We start from the raw sequence: 21440 nt of genomic DNA on the forward strand, positions 1-21440 counted from the left end.
GACAAGCCCCAGCCACTTCGGCTGGGGCTTTCGTCGTGGAGGCTATCGTCCGACGATGCCGACGGTGACCAGGATGAAACCGAGGAGCTGGAGCGACGCCCGGCTCAGCTGAAAGACATCCCATCGGCGCCGCATCGCGATGAACCCCTCCGGTACGCCCTCCTGGTCGATGCGTCCGGTGCGCAGGTTGATCGGGACGTTGCCGATGATGGTGACCGTCAGGGCAACTCCGAGGCTGACCGCGGCCGCGATGAGCCACGCCGAAGGGGAAGCGATGGCGACGACGATCGCCAGGACCGTGGATACCGTCATGCCGACGGGCATGATGCGCCCGAAGGTTGTCAGCAGCCCCTTCTCGAAGATGAGCTGGGCATCGGGCTCCAGACGCCGGATGACCGGATGTACGAGGACGGCGGATCCGAACTCGGCGGACCCGACGAATCCGATGACGAGGATGGTGGCAATCTCCAGCCAGTTCATGGCGGGGACCCTTCAGTCGTGAGAGCTGACAGTGCCAGTATTACCCGGACAACCTTGCTCCGGCAGGGGTTACGTGCTTTCGGGACACCGCAGGCGCATGAACCACACCGCCGGATAGTAGTATCGCCTCCCATGGTCATGGGCCCCACCCACGCGATGTCCGGTGCCGCCGCAGGCGCGGTGGTCGCCGTGGCGACCGCTCACCTCACCGGGGAACCCATGACCGTCGCAGCCACCGGTGTGCTGACCGGTGTCACCGCCGGCGCGGCGATCCTGCCCGACCTCGACCACCCGTCCGGAACAGCGGCACGTGTCCTGGGGCCGGTCAGCCGGGTGCTCGCGGTGTTCATCAACCGGGCGTCCTCCATGATCGCGGAGATCACCGGGGCGAAAGGCAGGTCCGTCGGCGGGCACCGCACGGTCACCCACACGCTGCTGTTCGCGGCAGCGCTCGCCGGGGTCACCTGGATCGCGGTGGACCTGGGGAAGCAGGTCCTGACGACCGCGATCTTCGCGGGGCTCGTGCTGCTCGCCCTGCATTCGCTGGCGAGGCCGTTCGTCAGACAGTGGGGCGCGGTCGGCTCGGTGGTGGTCGCGGCGGGGCTCACCCTGCTGGTCGCCCGGGACATGCCGGGGATGCTGACGGCCCCGGTGATGGCCACGGCGGTCGGCGTGGGGTGTGTGACGCACTGCGTGGGGGACGCCATCACCCGGTCCGGCGTTCCACTGTTCGCGCCGCTGGTCCCGGTGGGCGGCGACCGCTGGGGAGCTGTCCACCTGCTGCCTTCCCCGGTGCGGATCCGTGCGTCCGGCCCCGGCGACACCCTGGTGCTGGTGGTCTGTCTCGTCGCGCTGGTGGTGGTGCTGGTCCGGGGCTGGAACGCCGGGCTGATCGTGGCGTGACGGGTACGCTGGACGGGGATTTGATGTGGTTCACGGATCCAGCAGGAGGTTCAGTATGGCGTTGCCGAAGGGTACAGCGGAGCGGTTCCGCGTGGTCGCGCAGGGTTTCACCGAGCAGGCGAACAGCAACGGCATTGACTGGGACGCGCAGACGCCCTGCACCGAATGGCGGGCCCGTGACCTGGTGGGGCACCTGATCAGCTGGTTCGCCCCCGCGCTCGAGGACGTGGGAGTCGCGGTGGAGCTGCGCGAGGACAAGAACTCCGACCCGGCCGCTGCCTGGCGCGAGTTCGCCGGGATCGTGCAGGACGCCCTGGACACCCCGGGGACCGCGGACGCGCTGGTGTCGCGTGGGCCGATACCGGGACAGTCCCTGGAGCGCAACGCCACCGGCTTCTTCATCCCGGACGTCTTCATGCACACCTGGGATCTGGCCCGGTCCCAGGGGGAGGACGTGGAGTTGGACGCCGACTTCGCGGAGAAGAACCTGGGTGGTCTGCGCTCGCTGGGGGAGCAGTTACAGGCCCGTGGATCGTTCGGCGCCCCGGTGGAGGCGCCGGAGGGCGCCAGTTCCACGGTCCGTCTGATGGCCTACGTGGGCCGCGACCCCGCGTTCGGCCTGCAGTAGTCCATACGAAAACCCCGCCGGGCCCGAAGGCCGCGGCGGGGTACGTCGGTGTCACGCCCGTGGAGGGCGAAGCACCTGGGATTTAGACGAAGAGACCAGCGATGGCCTCGACGAAGCCCACGATGCCGTCCTGCAGCAGGCCGACGACGGTGGAGAGGAATTCAGAGATGGTGTCAATCATGATGTGACCTTCCGTTTCGGATTCGGTATTTTCTCAGCGACAGCGGGAGCACTCTGGCGATGTTCCCTGACTGCTGTCTCAGTTGGGATATCGACACCGACGCGGGACTGTTACACACGGAAATGGATTCCCCCCGTAAATTACCCCCGTGCGGTCACGACCTCCTTGCCGAAGGGGAAGCACGTAACGGGGATCATCTTGATGTTCGCCCAGGCCAGGGGCAGTCCGATGATCGTTACAGCCAAGGCGATGGAGGTCAGGATGTGGCCGATAGCGAGCCACAGTCCGGCGACCACGAACCAGATCACGTTCCCGATCCCGGAGACCACCCCGGAGCGTCCCGAGTCCACGACGTCCCGTCCGAACGGCCACAGGACGTAGCCAGCGATCCGGAAGGACGCCAGCCCGAACGGGATGGTGACGATGAGGATGCAGGCGATGATCCCGGCCAGGATGTAGCCGAGGAAGAGCCAGAAGCCGGACAGGACCAGCCAGATGACGTTGAGGATCAGTCTCATGCCTGCGTCCCCCCGGCCATGCCGGCCGCCGGGTGGGTCTGCGCCCGCGGCACCATGTCGTCGTAGTCGGTCATGAGAGGGACGTCGGCGATGTTGTCCGGCACCGCGAAGGCGTCCACCAGCGTCTCGGACCAGGGCCCCAGAGAGTCCACGAGGTCGTTGAGTGCGGCGCGGGCGGCCTTCGAGCGCGTGCCCGTCAACAGGTTCTGTTCCTGGTACCAGCCACTGTTGGTGTGGATGATGTCCAGGACGTACACGTCGCGGATCTGCTCCAGGATGTTCTTGGCCTCACCGTCGGGCAGGGTGGACTCGGCCTCCAGGAGTGCCTCCAGGACGATGCGGTCGACGTGCGACCACGCGCACTCCAGCAGGTGGTCCTGGGCGCTGTCGACCAGGGCGGCGGCCTCCGCTGCCTCCATCTTCTGCGCCGGGCGGATGCGGCGGATCAGCGACATCAGCAGCCGGTCCTCACGCTCGGTGAGGAGCTCGACCTGGTAGGCGGGGTCGAACAGGGAGGTCTCCTCCTTGTCCGTGAAGGAGTCGACCAGGTTCTGGATCAGGGTGTCCGCGGCGGTGCGGCGCTTCAGCAGGGTGCCGAAGTTGTCCAGGCCGAACCGGACGAGCTCCAGTGGCTTGAGGTCGCCGACCTCGCGGGAGAAGCCGGTGAGGAGCTCCTTGGCGGCGAGCTGTGCCATGACCACGTTGTCGCCCTCGAAGGTGGTGAACACGTCCGAGTCGGCCTTGAAGGTGGTCAGCAGGTTCTCGGTCATGTACCCCGCGCCGCCGCAGGCTTCGCGGCACTCCTGGATGGTCCGGGTGGCGTGCGCGGTGTTCGCGGCCTTCAGCGCGGCGGCATGGGCCTCGAGCTCGCGCTGGTCCCAGCGCTGCTCCTTGGTCATGTCCGTCCGGTCGATCCCGGCGCTCTCGAGGTCGTGGATTCGTCCGATGAGCTTGTTCGTGGCCAACTGCATGGCGTAGCTGCGGGCGATCAGCGGGATGAGACGCAGGCGGTGCTTGCGGTGCTCGATGAGCGTGTTCTCCGGCAGGCTGTCATCCGGTGCGAACTGGCGGCGCAGGTTGGCGTAGCGGGTGGCGATGGTCAGTGAGCTGCGGGCGGCGGCCCCGGCGGCGGCGCCGACGGTGATCCGGCCGCGGATCAGGGCACCGAGCATGGTGAAGAACCGGGCACCGTCCGACTCGATGGGCGAGGAGTACTCCCCGTCCTCGGAGACGTCGGCGAAGCGGTTCAGCAGGTTCTCCCGCGGGACGCGCACATGGTCGAAGGTGAAGGTGCCGTTGTCCACGCCCTTGAGGCCGCCCTTGTCGAGGTGGTCGCCGATGCCGACGCCGGGCTTCGCGGTGCCGTCGGCGTCCCGGACCTCGACGACGATGCAGTGCACGCCGTGGGAGTCCCCGAGGTTGCCGTCTGCGTCCGGGGTGTAGAGCTGGCAGAACACGGCGGCCATGCGGGCGTGCTTGGCGGCGTTCCCGATGAACCACTTCTCCGCCGAGCCGGTGGGGGTGTGGATCACGAACTCCCCGGTGTCCCGGTCGTAGACCGCGGTCGTCTCCACGGACTGGACATCGGAACCGTGGCCCCGTTCGGTCATCGCGAAGGAACCGAGGGTCTTGAGTTCGATGATGTCCTTGATCAGGGGGATGTGGCGCTCGGTGCCGAGGTTCTCCACGGCACCGCCCCACAGGCCCCACTGGACACCGGCCTTGACCATCAGTGACAGGTCCGCGCCGCCGACGACCTCGATGCCGGTGAGGGTGGCCCCGATGTCGCCGGTGCCGCCGTGGTCGGTGCGGAAGGAGCCCCGGGGAGCGCCCGTCGCGAGGATGTCGTGCATCTGGGACAGGGTGCGTTCACGGGCCTCGTCGAGGCCGAGGGTGTCGTCGGGGGCCAGGCCCTTCTCGGCGATCATGGCCCGGGTCGCGTCCTTGACGTCGGCCCATTTCCCGTCCAGGACGCTCTGCAGTTCAGCGGTGACGGCGTCCCGGACCGCCTGATCCGCCTGCGTCCGGAGTGTCGCCGGGCGGTCATCGCCCCGGCGGGCGAGACTGGCGACTGCCTCGGTGGGGTCGGTGGTGTTGTCTGACGTAGTCATACCCCCCGATGTTACGTGGAGATTGCGGGAGGGTGCCTGCACCCACGGGGACCATGAGGTCCTACCATAAGGTCCATGACAAAGACTGACAGCGCCTTCAGGGACGCCCGGGCGTGGATGTTCGTCGTCTTCGCCGTGTTCACCGTCGCGTGGGGAGGCAACGAAGCCACACCGATGCTCGTGTTCTACCGGCAGGAGGCTGTTTTCAGCGATGTCTTCGTGGACTCCCTGCTGGTGTCCTACGCGGTGGGCATCGTCGCCGGCCTGCTGGTCTGCGGGCCCCTGTCGGACCGCTACGGGCGCCGTGCGGTGATGCTCCCTGCCCCACTGATCGCTCTGCTGGGCAGCGTGTTCATCGCCGCGGGCGAGACCACCGAGTGGGTGATGTTCATCGGACGCATCCTCGCCGGTCTCGCCGTCGGTATCGCCATGTCCGTCGGTGGGTCGTGGATCAAGGAGCTGTCCGGGCCGTCCTTCGACCCGCGGGCGAAGCCGTCCTCCGGTGCGAAGCGTGCCACGATGTCGCTCACCGCCGGTTTCGGCCTGGGGGCCGGCCTGGCGAGCATCCTGGCGGAGTGGGGGCCGATCCCCGGGCAGCTGCCGTACATCGTGCACTGCGTCCTGTCGGTGATCGCGGTCGCCGGCCTGTTCACCGTCCCGGAGACCCGCCAGTCTGCGCACCTGAAGGTCAAGGGCACGTTCTGGTCGGACCTGCTGGTGCCCACGATCCGCCATCCCCGGTTCCTCACCGTCGTCGCCCCCATCGCCCCCTGGGTGTTCGGCGCCGCCGGGGTGTCCTACGCGATCATGCCGCGTCTGGTCCAGGACCAGGTGGACGTCCCGGTCGCGTTCTCGGGCCTGCTCACCGTCATCGCCCTGGCGTCCGGCTTCGCGATCCAGCAGATCGGCCCGCAGATCAACACGGACCACAACGCCCGCGGGCCGATCGTCGCGCTGGTGCTGGTGATCGTCGGTATGGCGATCGCCGCGGCCGCAGCCACCAACATCGCGGTGTGGAACACCATCATTGTGGCGATCGTGCTGGGTGCCGCCTACGGCCTGTGCCTGTTCTCCGGGCTCAACGAGGTGCAGCGCATCGCCGGGCCGGACGACCTGGCCGGGCTCACGGCGGCCTACTACACACTGACCTACATCGGGTTCTTCTTCCCGATGATCCTGACCCGCCTGTCGGACTGGTTCACCTACCCGTGGATGCTCGGCGCCGGTGTGGTGGTCGCCGCGGTGTTCCTGGTCATTGTCGCGGCATTCTCACGGAAGAACCTGCCGGGGGAGACCCGGTAGCAGGGGACCAATCAGGACCCCGCATGAGTATCGGGGACTCGCTGCAGGTGGGGAGTGCGGGCGCTCTGCGTCGTCCGCCCCAGCACCACCAGGTGCACCGCGACGCCGGCCAGAGGTGCCACACCCAGGGCCAGGACCGCGCGGGTCTCGGGGGACGCTTCCACCGCGAGCAGCAGGACCGCCGCAACCGTCGCCACCACCCACCCCGCCAGGTACAGCGAGTGGCGTTCGGCGGCGTGTGCGGCGGAGCCGGTGACCATCAGCAGTGCCGTGGAGCCGGACGCCACGGTCAGTGCCGCGAGCACCACGGGCTCACTGACCAGGTCAGCGTCGAAGAACCACAGCATGATCGGTTCCGCGAGCCAGTACGCAGCCACCCCGCCGACCAGTGCGACCCCCACGATCAACGTGCAGGGTCCCATGCATGCGCGCAGGATCCTGTGGCGCTGGCGGGTGAAGAACACGATCAGGGCCGGCTGGAAGCGTTGCAGTGGGACCAGGATGGGTGCCCGGGTCAGAGTGACCGCGGTGATCACGGCCGCCAGGGATCCGGCGGCGACCTCCGGTCCGGAGGTGAACGTGATCAGGACGGGGAAGCCGGTGATCAGCACCGCGTTCGCGCCGGATGCGAGCATGGCCTTGAACGTCCTGCGGATGAACTCACCGGTGGGGACGTCCGCCACCTCGCCGAGGAGGTCCCGCGTGCCCGGGGAGAGCAGCAGCGTGGCCAGCCAGGTGAGTGCACCGATGACGGTGACCAGCAGGAAGGCCAGCAGATGCCAGCCAATGGCCCACGCGATCAGGGCCAGGACCACGCGCACGGCACTGTCCACACTGATCAGCCAGGCGTAGGTCGACCAGTTGGTGGCCGCGGAGAGCAGCCCGCCCACCACCGCCTGGAAGACGTAGCTGGCCAGTCCGGCCGCCAGCAGCACAACACCCCAACCCGCCAGGCCCGAGCCCGACGGGATGACCTGGTCGGCCCACAACGGTGAACTCGCCAACGCGAGGACGGCGGTCACGGCGGCAAATCCCAGCGCAACGGTGACCGGACGTGCCGGGGTGGACGTCGCAGTGTCCTGTGCGCGTCCCGCTGCCTGGTCGGGGGCGCGGCGTCCCGCGACGGCGCGTGTGGTCTCCTGCAGCAGGCCGTCGATCAGTCCGGCGAGGGCGAAGAACAGGCCCCAGAAGACGGTGAAGGCCTCGTAGCTGACGGTGTCCAGCGCACGTCCGGCGATCACAATGACGGCGTAGCCGGAGACGGCGACGACCATCGTCGCCGCCGACAGTGCCCGGACCGCACCTGTACCCACTTACCGGCTCACCACCCTTGCTGACACGTCGTGGCGGCATGCCACCGCTTCCTAGAAAAGTCCTCTCTGCAGCGTAGGCCACGACGCCTGCGGAGCGCGGGCGAACACCAGCCAACTGTGGAGCCCGGCCCTGTCGTACTCCACCGTGGCGGGGACACCGGCCCGTTGCAGCGCCCGGTCGAGCTGCACGGTGCAGTACAGGGAACCGACCTCGATCGCGCCTCCGACGAGCTGCGATTCCGGAGGTGCGGTGGCCTCCGCGGGGGTGGGCAGACCCGTGGAGACCGACACGAACAGCGGAAGCTCCCGTCCCTGGTGGCTGGCGTGGAGCAGTCCGGCATTCAGCAGGGGATCATGGTCGCGGGCGTAGGCGCCGGTGGCCGGACCCCACATCTGGTCGGTCGTGGCCCCGGCGTCATCGGTGATGTAGTCGACCGTGGCACGCCCGCCCGTGGAGGTGGTGTCCGCACACCCGGAAACTGCCGCGACCGCACTGTAGAAACCCGGGTTACGCTGGGCGAGAAGCAGGGCGGAGGTGGCGGACATCGACATGCCCATAATCGCCCGTTTCCCGTTGGCCTGGAGGGATTCCTCCAGTGGGCCGGGGAGTTCCCGGGTCAGGTAGGTTTCCCACTGCTGGCGTTTCCCACCGCGGTCCGCGCGGTCGAGGGCGGACGGTTCGAGCCAGTCGGTGTAGTAGGAGTTGCGTCCGTCGACGGGGACGACGACATTGACACCCTTGCCGCGGTAGAACTCGGCGGCGCCGCCCTTGCCGAACCAGGTGTGGTCATCAACACCGCCGTCGACACCGTTGAGCAGGTAGACCGTCGGCGCGTCCGGCACCCCCGCGGGTTGGACGAGCAGGGGGATGTCCCGGTTCATGGCGGGGGAGTAGGTCCACACCTCCTCGACGTCCGGGTGGGTGTCGAGGGCGACCCTCCAGCTGGATTCCTCCGCGGTGAGCCCGGGGGTTTCCCGGTCACGGTGGATCTCGGCGGGCCGGGCATCCCGGGCGCTGCGGTGACCGCCGCCGTCACGGCTTTCCGGGGAGTCGTGCGCTGTGCCGGCGACTGCTGCGGATGGTGTGGTGGCGAGCGTTACGGCGAGGATTGTGCCGACTGCGATGATGCCGGCAGATGGTCGGTGACGGGGGAAAGCGGGCATCCACCAGCCCCTCTCTATTCGGTGGCGCCGTCAGCGCCCTCTGTCGTGTTGGTGGGGAGATCCAGGGAGGAGAGCGGTGTGGAGCCCGCATCGCCCCCACCCGGGTTGTTCGCGAGGTAGGCGGCCTTCGCGTCGGCGGTCTGCTGTTCCGCGGTGGCGGTACTGCCCGGGAAGATGCCCTCGGAGATCACCGGCCAGGAGTCGAACATGTCGTCCTGCCAGTAACCCCACTGGTGGGTGCCGGCGTCCCGGAAGTTGAACTCCACGTTGTTGGCGGCGAAGTCGATGCCCTCGTCCTTCATGGATGACTGCAGCATGTGGGTGCAGACATTGGCGACGCCCTCGATGACGGTGCCTTCGGTGACGGCGTTGATCGAGCCCAGCGGGTTGCCGCCGACCCGGGCACTGGACGGCACATCGTGCTCGCCGGCGAGGCCGGAGCCGTTGGACACGTAGACGTTGCTCTGCTGGTTCAGTTTCCCGGCATTGAGGAGGGCGTCATTGCGGTGGGCGATCGGACCGTAACGGTCCCCCCACATCTGCTCGTACGTGATGCCCATGTTTTTTCCGAGGAAGACCGCGTCCACGCTACTGGGGTTCCCTGCAGTTGAGGCGCAACCGGAGTAGGACCCGATCGAGTCGTAGAGGCCGGGATGCTGCTGGGCGTAGACCAGCGAGGTTGACGCGGACATCGACATCCCAATGATCGACCGCCTGTCACTGGTGGTTTTCAGGTGCCCCTGCTCCATGGATCCGGGGAGCTCCTGCGTCAGGAACGTCTCCCACTTCTGGACGCCACCATTGCCGTTGCCGTCCTTGTCGACGGCACTCGGCTCCTGCCAGTCGGTGTAGTAGGAGAACCCGCCGGACATCGGGATGACCACGTTCACGTTGCCGATCTGGTTGCCGTAGAAGTCGATGGCGCTGGTCTGCTGCAGCCAGTTCGCCCGTCCCTCTCCGCCGTCGGCTCCGTTGAGCAGGTAGATCGTGGGGGCGTTGGCGGCGTCCTCCTTCGCACGGATCGTGACGACCGGGATGTCACGGTCCATCGACGGGGAGTGGACCTTCAGCTCCTCCATCCGGTTGTAGCGGTCGCCGTCCTCCTGGTAGACCCAGTCGCGCCATCCTGAGGCGTCGGCGGGGACGTAGGCATCGGCGTCGGCAGCGGCACGGGTGGCGTACGGCTCCTGGATCGTCGCCGGGGCCACGTCCGATTGCGTGGTTGCGACCTCCTGCGCCTGTGCGACAGCCGCGAATGCCGGTGCGATACCGGAGACGGAGAGGATCGAGAGCGGGAGGGCGGTGGCGACGGCTGCGGCAGTCACGCGGACGTTGGCGCGTGTGGGCATGTGATCCTCAAGGGGAAACAGAAGGGGCAGGGAAGGTACTGCTTCTAGCCGGCGTTCTCGACGCCCTCTTCCTCGGCGGCGCGGCGCACGTTATCCGCGGACGGCAGTTCGAGGGAGGAGACCGGGGTGGAGCCGGCGTCGCCGCCACCCGGGTTCTCCTTGAGGTACGCGGCCTTCGCTGCTTCGGTCTGCTGCTGGGCGGCACCCGTGCTGTTCGGGAAGATGCCCTCGGAGATCACGGGCCAGGACTCGAACATGTCATCCTGCCAGTAGCCCCACTGGTGCGTACCGGTGTTGCGGAAGTTGAAGTCCACGTTGTTCGCACCGAAGTCGATGCCCTCGTCCTTCATCGTGGACTGCAGCATGTGGGTGCACACGTTGGACACGCCCTCGATCGCGCCGCCCTCGACGCCGGGGGTGATGGAGCCGATGATGTTGCCGTTGAGGCGGTCACCGGAAGCGAGGTCGTGCTCACCCATCAGGCCCGAGCCGTTGGACACGTAGATGTTGTTCTGGCCCTTCAGTTTCCCGGCGTTGTGGAGCGCATCATTGCGCAGCGCGGTTTCGCCGTAGGGGTCGCCCCACATCTCCTCGTACTGTGCCGGGGCGCGATCCAGGACGATCTGCACGGTCGGCTCGAGTTCACGGGACGTCTGCGCGCAACCGGAGTAGGACGCGATGGAGTCGTAGAACCCCGGGTTCTGCTGGGCGTACACCAGCGAGGTGGACGCGGTCATCGACATGCCGATCAGTCCGCGCTTGCCATCCTGCGCGCCGGGGTTCGCGGCGCCGAGGGCGGTCTCCATCGGTCCAGGGAGCTCCTTGGTCAGGAGGGTCTCCCACATCTGCTTGCCGCCCTTGCCGTTACCGTCCGTATCCAGGGCAGCGTTGGGCTGCTCCCAGTCGGTGTAGTAGGAGAACCCACCGGCCATCGGGATGACCACGTTCACATTGCCGATCTGGTTGCCGTAGAAGTCGATGGCATTGGTCTGCTGCAGCCAGTTGGCGATGCCCTCACCGCCATCCGCCCCGTTGAGCAGGTAGATCGTGGGGGCGTTCTCGGCGTTGTCCTTCGCACGGATCGTGACGACCGGGATCTCGCGGTCGCCCATTGCGGGCGACGTGACCTTCCGCTCCTCCATTCGGTTGTAGCGCTCGCCGTTCTCCTGGTAGACGAAGTTGCGCCAGCTCGAATCGTCCTCGGGGACGTAGCCCGCCTTCTCGGCTTCCCCGATGTTCTTGAAGGGATCGCTGACGATGGAGTCCCCCGCCTCGGCCTGGACGTTCCCGTCCTGCACCTCAGCCACATCGGGCTGTGCGACCCCGGCCATGGCCGGGGCAACGGAGAGCATGGAGAGTGGGAGGGCGGTGGCGATGGCCGCGGCGGCGACGCGGGAGGTGGCGCGCTTGTTCATACAGTCCTCTGGAGAAGTCAGGTCGGGAGGGGTAGACCCGCACAGTTTAGCGGTTGATGCCCATCAGCGTAAGGCATGGAGATTTTTTTCGTGCGGTGAACGTCCGGACCACATATACTGTGCCCGGCGCAGTCGGCGCCGAACCGTACCCGAGACGCACCTACGAACCTGAACGAGGAATCCCGTGAACCTGTCCTTCATCGACCAGCTCATCGTGAACACCAACGAGTTCCTCGGCGGGCTGCTGCACAACACCATCTCGACGGTCACCGATTTCATCGTCGGGGTCCTCTAGCGTCCACCCCCGTCGGGGCTGGTCCTCGGCACAAGCGTGACCAGTAATTTCACTGGCGAAAGCTCCGGTCCGCCACCCTGGGGCGGACGTGACGGCCGAAACGTCGTATCCTTGACGGCGTGGCTGAACATTATGACGTAGTAGTAATCGGTGCGGGCCCCGGCGGATATGTCTCCGCCATCCGTGCGGCACAGCTGGGCCTGAAGACCGCAGTGATCGAGAAGCAGTACTGGGGCGGCGTCTGTCTGAACGTCGGCTGCATCCCCTCCAAGGCGCTGATCCGTAACGCGGACATCGCGCACATCCTCACGCATGACGCCAAGACCTTCGGCATCAGCGGCGATAACATCAGCATGGACTACACGACCGCGCACAAGCGGTCGCGCAAGGTGTCGGCGGGGATCGTCAAGGGCGTCCACTTCCTGATGAAGAAGAACAAGATCACCGAGATCAACGGTCTCGGTTCGTTCACCGACGCCAACACCGTCGAGATCACCGACGGCGACGACGCAGGAAAGACCGTCACCTTCGACAATGCGATCATCGCGTCCGGCTCCGTGGTGAAGTCCCTGCCCGGCGTGGAGATCGGTGGCAACATCGTCTCCTACGAGGAGCAGATCCTCGACGAGAACGCCCCGAAGTCCATGGTCGTCATCGGTGCCGGCGCCATCGGTATGGAGTTCGCCTACGTGCTGTCCAACTTCGGCGTGGACATCACCGTCGTCGAGTTCCTGGACCGCGTCCTGCCGAACGAGGACAAGGACGCGTCCAAGGAGATCGCCAAGCAGTACAAGAAGCTGGGCGTGAACCTGAAGACCGGTCACAAGACCACCGCCGTGCGTGACCTCGGCGGCGACAAGGGTGTCGAGGTCGACATCGAGTCCGCCGACGGCTCGAAGTCCGAGACCATCAAGGCCGACCGTGTGATGGTCTCCATCGGATTCGCCCCGCGTGTGGAGGGCTTCGGTCTGGAGAACACCGGCGTGAAGCTCACCGAGCGTGGCGCGATCGACATCGACGAGCGGATGCGCACCAACGTCAAGAACATCTACGCCATCGGTGACGTGACCGCGAAGCTGCAGCTCGCCCATGTTGCCGAGGCGCAGGGCGTGGTCGCCGCGGAGACCATCGCCGGTGCGGAGACCCAGGAGCTCGGCGACTACCAGAACATGCCCCGCGCCACGTTCTGCAACCCGCAGGTCGCGTCCTTCGGCTACACCGAGGACGCCGCCCGCAAGAAGGCCGAGGAGGAGGGACGCGAGATCAAGGTCGCCTCCTTCCCCTTCAGCGCCAACGGCAAGGCCATGGGACTCAACGAATCCTCCGGCTTCGTGAAGGTCATCGTGGACGCCGAGTACGGTGAGCTCATCGGTGGGCACCTGGTCGGTGCGGACGTCTCCGAGCTGCTGCCGGAGCTCACGCTCGCGCAGCGCTTCGATCTGACGGCCGAGGAGATCGGACGCAACGTCCACACCCACCCGACACTGTCGGAGGCCATCAAGGAGGCCGCCGAGGGCACCATGGGGCACATGATCAATCTGTAGGTGATCTGCTGAGGCACCCGCCGGGCCGCTCCATGTGGTGGCCTGGTTGCTCCCATTTTGAGGCCCTGCCACAAAAAGTCAGCACGGATGCGCCGAGTTCCGCAACTCGGCGCATCCGTGCTGACTTTCTGTTGCTGATCGTCGGCCGCAGCGATGGTGACGGGACGCGGTGCGTCCCGCCCCCGTGCGAGGCCCTGTCAGTACGCCCCGGAATGCCCCGGTGCGGTACCATTCTCGCCACGATGTCGGTCCCGTGGAGTTGGTGGTTGAGGCAGGAGACAGTGGCTGATCATGAGTGACATGCCAGAGAAGGAGACCGGGCGCCGGATCCCGCACGTGAAGGTCATCGGCGTGATGGTTGACCCCGGGATGCCCGAGAAACGTGTGGTCAACGTACTGAAGAAGCTCGGCATCCGGGCCGATGACTCTGACATCACCGATGACCAGCTGCGCGCGGCGAACCATCCGCGCGTCCAGTTCCGCACCAGTACGCTGCCGATGGGTCTGGACGGGAGCGTCCGGCTGTCCGACAGTGCCGCCGGCATCATGGAGAGCCACGGCTGGGACCGGATGATCTACGTCACCGACCTACCGCTGACCACCCGGCGTCCGGTGATCAGCCAGACCGTGAACCGGGGGACGGCGGTGATGCTCTGCCTCCCGGCGTTTGGCATCCTGCGCGCCCAGGAGGGGCTGCGTCAGGAGCTCAACCGCCTGCTGCGGGGCAAACCCGCCGGAGCCGGGGTGTCGGAGGACGTCGGTGCCGGGGACGACATCGAGGGCGGCGACGCGGACGCGGACACGACCCGCGTCATCGACGGGTGGGGACGCTCCGCGCGGCTGCTGCTCGGCATGATCGCCGGCAACCGTCCCACCGAGCTCTACCGGGTCCTGACGGGGTGCCTGGCGATCGCCATCGCCACCGGCGCCTACGGCATCTTCTACGGCTCGATGTGGCAGATGTCTCACACCGTCTCCGTGCTCCGCATGTTCGTGATCAGCCTGTTCGCCGTCGGTGCCCTGACGTTCTGGCTGGTCTACCACAACGGGCTATGGAACAGATGGCCCGACCGTGAGTCGGACAGTGTGGCCGCCTGGCGCGCCCGGATGGACAACTGGGCGACGTTGGGGACGGTCCTGCTCGCCGCCGTGATGATCTACACCACGGTCTTCGTGGTGCTGCTGGTGCTGTCTGTGGTGATCGTGGACACCACCTTCTTCCGCTCCCAGGTCGACGACGAGCCGTTCCCGTGGGGCTACGCCAAGCTGGCGTGGCTGACCGCGTCGCTGGGCACCTTCGCCGGAGCGATCGGCTCGAGTTTCGACAACGACGACGCCATCCGTGAGGCGACCTACAACCGCCGCGAACACGTCCGGCGCCAGATCACGGGACTCTACGAGGACAAGCCCCCGTCCCGCTTCCGGCGGCGGCAGGGGCCGCGTTAGTCGGTCCACCGTGTGCTGCACCGCTTCACGTCGGCATCTCGGCATCCAGGGTTTGTTTTCGGGGTGGCCCAACCCCCTCGCGTACCGGGATGCCAGCCGTGGTGGTGTCGTGGTGGGACTACGGACGTGAGTCCACGGCAGTGAACCGGCGACGGTAGGCCCCCGGCGTTGTCCCCGTTTCAGCCCGGAGCCTGGCGCGCAGCGTGGCTCCCGTCCCGAAGCCGACGCGTGCGGCGATGGCGTCCACGGTCAGGTCCGTGGACTCCAGCAGTTCCTGGGTCCGGCGCACCCGCTCGCCGGAGAGCCACTGGGCCGGTGTGGTGCCGGTCTCCGCACGGAAACGGCGCATGAACGTCCGCACACTCATCCGCGCATGGGCGGCAAGTCCGGCCACGCTGAGCGGTTCGTCGAGATGGTCCAGCGCCCAGTCGCGGGTGGGGGAGGTACCGGAATCGCCGGATGCCGGGAGTGGGCGCTCGATGAACTGTGACTGGTCACCGTCCCGGTGCGGGGGTGTGACGCAGTGCCGCGCCACCCGGTTCGCCACTTCCCAGCCGTGGTCGCGCCGCAGGACGTGGATGCACAGGTCCATCCCGGCCGAGAGCCCTGCTGAGGTCAGCACGTCCCCGTCGTCGGTGAACAGTGCTTTCTCGTCGAGGTCCACCAACGGGTACAGGCGCCGGAAATCCTCCGCGCACTCCCAGTGGGTGGTCGCCGGACGACCGTCGAGGATCCCGGCGGCACCGAGCGCGAACGCGCCGGTGCACACGGACATGATGCGGGTGTCGGGGCGGATGAGGTCGAATGTCTCCCGCAGGGTCCGGTCGGCCACCCCGTCCCGCCGGACGCTGCGGCGGTGCGTCCCCGGAACGATGACGGTGTCCGCGTCCTGCAGGGCCGTGAGGTCGGCATCCGGGTTGAGACTGAACCCGCCGACACAGTCGGCTGGCCCCGCATCCGTGGAGCAGAGCCGGACGTCGTAGAGAGGGTGGCCGGCGGTGTCGCGGGCCGTACCGAAGACAAGGGAGGGGATCGTGGCATCGAAGCCGATGACCGGTGGCGCCAGGAGGACGACCACCCGGTGACGTGCGGGACGGTGATCTCGGGCAACCATGGCAGTATTCTTTCATGTATTGGCATTGCTGCCAATAGGCAGGTGTCCCGGGACGCGCAACAATCCTCTCCATGGCATCGAGGACATTGACGCAGCTGCGACCCCGGACGACGCCCTGGCACCTGATCACCGTGATCGTGGCGTTCCTTGCGCTGCTCGCCGCCGCGGGGTTCCGTTCCGCGCCGGGTGTGCTCATGGACCCCCTACACGCCGAGTTCGGTTGGTCCCACGGCACCATCGGCGGGGCGGTCTCCCTGAATCTCCTCCTCTTTGGGCTGTTCTCGCCCTTCGCCACCGCACTGATGGACCGGTGGGGTGTCGCCAGGGTCGCTGCGGTGGCGTTGGCGGTCGTGGGCATCGGCAGTGCGCTGTCGACGATGGTCACCTCCGCCTGGCAGCTGTGGATACTGTGGGGCATTCTGATCGGCGCCGGAACCGGCGCGGTGTCTATGCCCTTCGCCTCGCTGATCGCGAACCGGTGGTTCAATTCCCGGCAGGGCCTGGTGTCCGGCGTCCTGACCGCGGCGAACTCGACGGGCCAGCTGGTGTTCCTGCCGGTCTTCGCCTCCGTGACTGAGGGACACGGATGGCGGGCACCGTCATTGATGATCGCCGCAGCGGCGCTGATCGCGGTCCCGCTGGTGCTGTTCCTGATGAAGGACGGGCCGTGGTCGGTGGGGCTGCCCCGGTTCGGGGACGATGTGGGAATCGCGCACCGTCCGACGTCCGGCTCCGGCATGATGACCGCGCTGCACATCCTGCGGAGGGCCTCCGGAACGGGAACATTCTGGCTTCTCGCCGGGAGTTTCGCGGTGTGCGGTGCCACGACCGTCGGATTGATCGGGACGCATTTCGTCCCTGCCGCCCACGACCACGGCATGCCCTCGACGACCGCTGCCGGACTGCTGGCGATCGTGGGGATCTTCGACATCATCGGCACCGTCGGCTCAGGGTGGCTGACCGACCGGGTGGATCCGCGGTACCTGCTCGTCGCCTACTACGGGCTCAGAGGACTCTCTCTGATGCTGCTGCCGGTCCTGCTCGGCCCCAACCCGGAACCGCCGCTGTGGGCGTTCATTGTGTTCTACGGTCTGGACTGGGTGGCAACGGTGCCGCCGACGATGGCGCTGTGCCGTGACCGGTTCGGCGGGGACGGTCCGGTCGTCTTCGGCTGGGTGTTCTCCTGCCACCAGATCGGGGCCGCGCTGGCGGCCGGGGGAGCGGGCCTGATCCGGGATGTGTCGGGCAGCTACAACGGTGCTTGGTTCACCGCGGCGGCACTGTGCGCCATCGGAGCCGTCCTGAGCATCATGGTCGCGCGTCCTGCGGTACTGCGGGCCCGGGCTACGGACTCAGTGTCCTGAGTCGGACACTCCAGGGCGGCTTCTTCGGACGACTCCACCCTGAGGTGTCCGACCTGGGGACCAGATCGGGGAGGACGGGCAGTTTGCATCACGGATCTCGGGATTCCGTGCCACTGTTCGGGCTATTTCGCGATGCTAAGCGCCGGTCCGGATGCTCGAGACCACCCGCAGACGCCCCAGGCACAAAGAAGCCCGGGACGACACCGTAGCGGTGTCGTCCCGGGCATCCAGACAGTTCGTCCGAACCTCAGGGGAGGGGGACTAGAACTGGCTCTCCTCGGTGGAGCCCTTCAGGGCGGTGGTGGAGGAGTTGGGGTCCACGGTGGTGGCGACGCGGTCGAAGTAACCGGCGCCAACCTCGCGCTGGTGCTTGACGGCGGTGAAGCCACGCTCGTCGGCTGCCTTGAACTCGCGGTTCTGCAGGTCGACGAAGGCGCTCATCTGGTTGCGGGCGTAGCCGTGGGCCAGATCGAACATGGAGTAGTTCAGGGCGTGGAAGCCAGCCAGGGTGATGAACTGGAACTTGAAGCCCATGGCGCCCAGCTCGTTCTGGAACTTGGCGATCTCGTCGTCGTCCAGGTGGGCGGACCACTTGAAGGACGGGGAGCAGTTGTAGGACAGCAGCTGGTCCGGGAACTCGGAGCGGACGCCCTCGGCGAACTTCTTGGCCAGCTCGAGGTCCGGGGTACCGGTCTCCATCCAGATCAGGTCGGCGTACGGAGCGAAGGACTTCGCACGGTCGATGCAGGGCTCGAGACCGTTCTTGACGTAGTAGTAGCCCTCGGCGGAACGCTCACCGGTGAGGAACTTGTGGTCGCGCTCATCGACATCGGAGGTGATGAGGGTCGCGGCCTCGGCGTCGGTACGGGCGATCACGACGGTCGGGGTGTCGGCGACGTCAGCGGCCAGGCGCGCGGAGTTCAGGGTGCGCACGTGCTGCTGGGTCGGGATCAGGACCTTGCCACCGAGGTGGCCGCACTTCTTCTCGGAGGCCAGCTGGTCCTCCCAGTGGGTACCGGCGGCGCCGGCCTTGATCATGGCCTTCTGCAGCTCGTAGACGTTGAGGGCACCGCCGAAGCCGGCCTCACCGTCGGCGACGATCGGCACGAGCCAGTTGTCGATTGACTCGTCGCCCTCGACGCGGGAGATCTCGTCCGCACGCAGCAGGGCGTTGTTGATGCGCTGCACGACGCTCGGCACGGAGTTGGCCGGGTACAGCGACTGGTCGGGGTAGGTGTGACCGGAGAGGTTCGCGTCACCGGCGACCTGCCAACCGGAGAGGTAGACGGCCTGCAGGCCGGCGCGGACCTGCTGCACGGCCTGGTTACCGGTGAGGGCGCCGAGGGCGTTGATGTAACCGTCGCCCTCCTCGTTCACGGCGTCCCAGAGGATCTCGGAGCCGCGGCGGGCCAGAGTGTGCTCCTCGACGACGGTGCCCTGGAGCTCGGCGACCTGCTCGGCGGTGTAGTCACGGGTGATGCTGTTCCAGCGCGGGTTCTCGTCCCAGTCCTTCTGGATTTCGGCGGCGGTACGGGCCTGTCCGACGTTCGACATGTAAGTACTCACTCCCTTGTAAGTGGTGAGAGGTTGGCGGTAACTGCGCGGCACCCGCGGCTCCCATGGGCACTAAAGGTGCCCCTGCGTGACCCGGGTCGGCTTCCCTTGAGAATACCGATGGAAAAGGGCACGTCAAAGGCTACAGGTGATCTGGGTTACGCCGGGGGTAGTGAGCGGGAGCCCACACCCCTCTTCTCTGTATGCGGGACAAAACTTCTCACCATGTGGTCAATTGGCGCTACTTGCAGGGTGTTTGCGAGACCCCTGTCACGTAAGGCCACCCTCCCCAGCGATCACCGGGGGCCGCGCGGGTCTCCGGAATAGTGCCCCTGTGGGGGTAATCGTCCATGCCGTGACGCATCTTCGGGTGCCGCCGGTGACATGGCTCACCTAGTCTGGGGACCAGTGTCAGCAACAGTCGACTGGTTCGATCCAGTCCGACGAGCCACAAAAACGAAGGAGCAGTCAATGACTCAGCCGACGACTCAGCAGACCGAGAGGGTCACCGCCGGGGGCCTGGAGGTCGCCAAGACCCTCTACGACTTCGTGACCGGTACGGTTCTGCCGCGCATCGGCGTGCAGGGCGCCGACCAGGACAAGTTCTGGGAGGGCTTCGGCCGGATCGTCGCGAAGCACACCCCGCGCAACCGGGAACTGCTCGCCGTGCGTGACGAACTGCAGACCAAGCTGGACGACTGGTACACCGAGCACCCCGGCGTCCAGGACCCCGAGGAGTACACCGCCTTCCTCAAGGAGGTCGGCTACCTCGTGGAGGACCCGGGCGATTTCGAGATCCGGACGAAGAACGTGGACGCCGAGTTCGCGACCATCGCCGGTCCGCAGCTGGTTGTCCCGGTGCTCAACGCCCGCTTCGCCCTCAACGCCGCCAACGCACGCTGGGGCTCCCTGTACGACGCGCTCTACGGCACGGACGCCATCTCGGAGGAGAACGGCCAGGAGAAGGGGAAGGGCTACAACAAGGTCCGCGGCGACAAGGTCATCGAGTGGGCACGCAACTTCCTCGACGAGGCCGCACCGCTGGAGTCGGGCTCGCACAAGGACGTCGAGAAGTACGACATCTCCTCCGACCGCTTCGTCGCCGTCATCGCCGGCGAGGAGGTCCACCTGCAGCAGCCCGAGATCTATGAGGGTTTCGCCGGGGACAAGAGCGCCCCGACCGACATCCTGCTCAAGCACAACGGCCTGCACATCGACATCCAGATCGACCCGGAGTCCCCGATCGGCAAGACCGACAAGGCCGGGGTCAAGGACATCGTCCTCGAGGCTGCGGTCACCGCCATCATGGACTTCGAGGACTCCGTCGCCGCCGTCGACGCCACCGACAAGGTCCTCGGCTACACCAACTGGCTCGGCCTCAACGCCGGCGACCTCTCCGAGGACGTCGACAAGGGCGGCAGGACCTTCACCCGCAAGCAGAACGAGGACCGGTACTTCACCGGCCGCGACGGCGGGGAGGTCCGGCTGCACGGCCGTTCCACGATGCTGTGCCGCAACGTCGGCCACCTGATGCAGAACCCGGCCATCCTCGATTCCGAGGGCAATGAGATCTTCGAGGGCATCATGGACACCGTGATCACCTCGGCCTGCGCCATCCCCGGCCTGGACCTGGACAACCCGCGCCGCAACTCCCGCGAGGGCTCGATCTACATCGTCAAGCCCAAGCAGCACGGCCCGGAGGAGTCGGCCTTCACCAACGAGCTCTTCGCCGACGTCGAGGATCTCCTGGGTCTGGAGCGCTTCACCCTCAAGGTCGGGCTCATGGACGAGGAGCGCCGCACCACCGTGAACCTGGACGCCTGCATCAAGGAGATCCAGGACCGTGTCGCGTTCATCAACACCGGCTTCATGGACCGCACCGGTGACGAGATCCACACCTCGATGCTGGCCGGCCCGATGTTCCGCAAGCCGAAGCTGAAGGCATCGCTGTTCATGGACTCCTACGAGAACAACAACGTGGACGCCGGCCTGGCCCACGGTTTCTCCGGCAACGCCCAGATCGGCAAGGGCATGTGGGCGATGACCGAGCTCATGGCGGACATGCTGGAGAAGAAGATCGGCCAGCCGGAGCAGGGCGCGTCCACCGCGTGGGTCCCGTCCCCGACCGGCGCCGCACTGCACGCCACCCACTACCACCTGGTCGACGTCGCCGCTGTGCAGGAGAAGCTGCTGACTGAGGGCCGCCGGGACTCCATCCCGGGCGTGCTCACCGTGCCGGTGGCCGCCGCGAAGGTCGGCGAAGGCGAGGCGACCTGGACGCCCGAGGAGGCGCAGGAGGAGCTGGACGACAACTGCCAGTCGATCCTGGGCTACGTGGTCCGCTGGGTCGAGCAGGGTGTCGGCTGCTCCAAGGTGCCGGACATCCATGACGTGGACCTCATGGAGGACCGCGCCACCTGCCGCATCAACTCGCAGCTGCTGGCCAACTGGCTCAAGCACGGGGCGGTCTCCGAGGAGCAGGTCATCGACGCGCTCAAGCGCATGGCCGAGGTCGTCGACCGCCAGAACGCCGGAGACGAGGCCTACCGCAACATGGCCCCGAACTTCGATGACTCGGTCGCCTGGAACGCCGCCCGTGACCTGGTGCTGCTGGGCACGACCCAGCCGTCCGGCTACACCGAGCCGATCCTGCACGCACGCCGCCTCGAGTTCAAGGAGAAGAACGGCATCGCCTGATCCGCACCCATGAGGTGGGCACCCCGGTCCTGTGCCATGGTTCCGATCGCGGAAACCATGGC

16 protein-coding genes are annotated in these 21440 nt (G+C 67.0%); 7 read left to right on the top strand and 9 right to left on the bottom strand.

Annotated elements, in window-relative coordinates; translation table 11 throughout:
• Positions 1 to 42 precede the first annotated feature (42 nt).
• Positions 43 to 480 carry an anthrone oxygenase family protein gene (locus ACTIL2_RS07175; protein WP_442336766.1) on the bottom strand — a complete coding sequence of 146 codons (438 nt, stop codon included), beginning with the start codon at positions 478 to 480 and terminating at the stop codon, positions 43 to 45.
• Between the two features lie 132 nt (positions 481 to 612).
• Between ACTIL2_RS07175 and ACTIL2_RS07180 the strand changes: the two genes are divergently transcribed.
• Both ACTIL2_RS07180 and ACTIL2_RS07185 read left to right on the top strand, forming a co-directional pair.
• The gene (locus ACTIL2_RS07180) at positions 613 to 1383 is read left to right on the top strand and encodes a metal-dependent hydrolase (RefSeq protein WP_442336767.1); all 771 of its coding nucleotides are present in this window, start codon (positions 613 to 615) and stop codon (positions 1381 to 1383) included.
• 55 nt (positions 1384 to 1438) lie between these two features.
• On the top strand, positions 1439 to 2011 hold the full coding sequence (locus tag ACTIL2_RS07185; protein WP_442336768.1) for a TIGR03086 family metal-binding protein: 573 nt from the start codon (positions 1439 to 1441) through the stop codon (positions 2009 to 2011).
• A 321-nt stretch (positions 2012 to 2332) separates the two neighbouring features.
• Here the strand turns inward: ACTIL2_RS07185 and ACTIL2_RS07190 are convergent, their stop codons facing one another.
• Positions 2333 to 2710 carry a YccF domain-containing protein gene (locus ACTIL2_RS07190; protein ID WP_442336769.1) on the bottom strand — a complete coding sequence of 126 codons (378 nt, stop codon included), beginning with the start codon at positions 2708 to 2710 and terminating at the stop codon, positions 2333 to 2335.
• Positions 2707 to 4821 (bottom strand): acyl-CoA dehydrogenase family protein, encoded by a 2115-nt coding sequence (locus ACTIL2_RS07195; RefSeq protein WP_442336770.1) that lies wholly within the window; start codon positions 4819 to 4821, stop codon positions 2707 to 2709. Before ACTIL2_RS07195 ends, ACTIL2_RS07190 begins: the two co-directional genes overlap by 4 nt.
• A gap of 75 nt (positions 4822 to 4896) precedes the next feature.
• Here ACTIL2_RS07195 and ACTIL2_RS07200 point away from each other — a divergent pair, with 75 nt between their 5' ends.
• Positions 4897 to 6123, top strand: coding sequence for an MFS transporter (locus ACTIL2_RS07200; protein ID WP_442336771.1), 1227 nt, complete (start codon positions 4897 to 4899; stop codon positions 6121 to 6123).
• Between the two features lie 11 nt (positions 6124 to 6134).
• Here ACTIL2_RS07200 and ACTIL2_RS07205 read toward each other — a convergent pair whose 3' ends face one another.
• From ACTIL2_RS07205 to ACTIL2_RS07220, 4 genes are read right to left on the bottom strand one after another with little or no spacing between them, the layout of a single operon-like run.
• Positions 6135 to 7436 (bottom strand): hypothetical protein, encoded by a 1302-nt coding sequence (locus ACTIL2_RS07205; protein ID WP_442336772.1) that lies wholly within the window; start codon positions 7434 to 7436, stop codon positions 6135 to 6137.
• A gap of 51 nt (positions 7437 to 7487) precedes the next feature.
• A complete protein-coding gene (locus ACTIL2_RS07210) occupies positions 7488 to 8600 on the bottom strand; it encodes an alpha/beta hydrolase (protein ID WP_442336773.1) in 1113 nt (370 codons plus the stop codon).
• A 14-nt stretch (positions 8601 to 8614) separates the two neighbouring features.
• Complete coding sequence (locus tag ACTIL2_RS07215; protein ID WP_442336774.1) at positions 8615 to 9949, bottom strand: alpha/beta hydrolase; 1335 nt, start codon at positions 9947 to 9949, stop codon at positions 8615 to 8617.
• A 44-nt stretch (positions 9950 to 9993) separates the two neighbouring features.
• On the bottom strand, positions 9994 to 11364 hold the full coding sequence (locus ACTIL2_RS07220) for an alpha/beta hydrolase (protein ID WP_442336775.1): 1371 nt from the start codon (positions 11362 to 11364) through the stop codon (positions 9994 to 9996).
• Positions 11365 to 11778: 414 nt separating this feature from the next.
• Between ACTIL2_RS07220 and lpdA the strand changes: the two genes are divergently transcribed.
• Together lpdA and ACTIL2_RS07230 are read left to right on the top strand one after the other, a co-directional pair.
• Positions 11779 to 13203 carry a dihydrolipoyl dehydrogenase gene (gene lpdA, locus ACTIL2_RS07225; RefSeq protein WP_442336776.1) on the top strand — a complete coding sequence of 475 codons (1425 nt, stop codon included), beginning with the start codon at positions 11779 to 11781 and terminating at the stop codon, positions 13201 to 13203.
• A 291-nt stretch (positions 13204 to 13494) separates the two neighbouring features.
• The gene (locus tag ACTIL2_RS07230) at positions 13495 to 14649 is read left to right on the top strand and encodes a hypothetical protein (RefSeq protein WP_441582506.1); all 1155 of its coding nucleotides are present in this window, start codon (positions 13495 to 13497) and stop codon (positions 14647 to 14649) included.
• A gap of 118 nt (positions 14650 to 14767) precedes the next feature.
• Here ACTIL2_RS07230 and ACTIL2_RS07235 read toward each other — a convergent pair whose 3' ends face one another.
• Positions 14768 to 15763 (bottom strand): GlxA family transcriptional regulator, encoded by a 996-nt coding sequence (locus tag ACTIL2_RS07235; protein WP_442336777.1) that lies wholly within the window; start codon positions 15761 to 15763, stop codon positions 14768 to 14770.
• 71 nt (positions 15764 to 15834) lie between these two features.
• On the opposite strand from ACTIL2_RS07235, the gene ACTIL2_RS07240 reads away from it, so the two are divergent.
• Positions 15835 to 17127, top strand: a complete 1293-nt coding sequence (locus ACTIL2_RS07240) for an MFS transporter (protein ID WP_442336778.1) — start codon at positions 15835 to 15837, stop codon at positions 17125 to 17127.
• Positions 17128 to 17388: 261 nt separating this feature from the next.
• On the opposite strand, the gene aceA is transcribed toward ACTIL2_RS07240, so the two are convergent.
• A complete protein-coding gene (aceA, locus tag ACTIL2_RS07245) occupies positions 17389 to 18681 on the bottom strand; it encodes an isocitrate lyase (protein ID WP_442336779.1) in 1293 nt (430 codons plus the stop codon).
• A gap of 471 nt (positions 18682 to 19152) precedes the next feature.
• Here aceA and ACTIL2_RS07250 point away from each other — a divergent pair, with 471 nt between their 5' ends.
• Positions 19153 to 21378: a malate synthase G gene (locus ACTIL2_RS07250; RefSeq protein WP_442336780.1), complete on the top strand. Its 2226-nt coding sequence runs from the start codon at positions 19153 to 19155 to the stop codon at positions 21376 to 21378.
• Positions 21379 to 21440 lie beyond the last annotated feature (62 nt).

Origin of the sequence: Corynebacterium sp. (genome assembly GCF_052107835.1) — a bacterium.
Taxonomy (GTDB): Bacteria; Actinomycetota; Actinomycetes; order Mycobacteriales; family Mycobacteriaceae; genus Corynebacterium.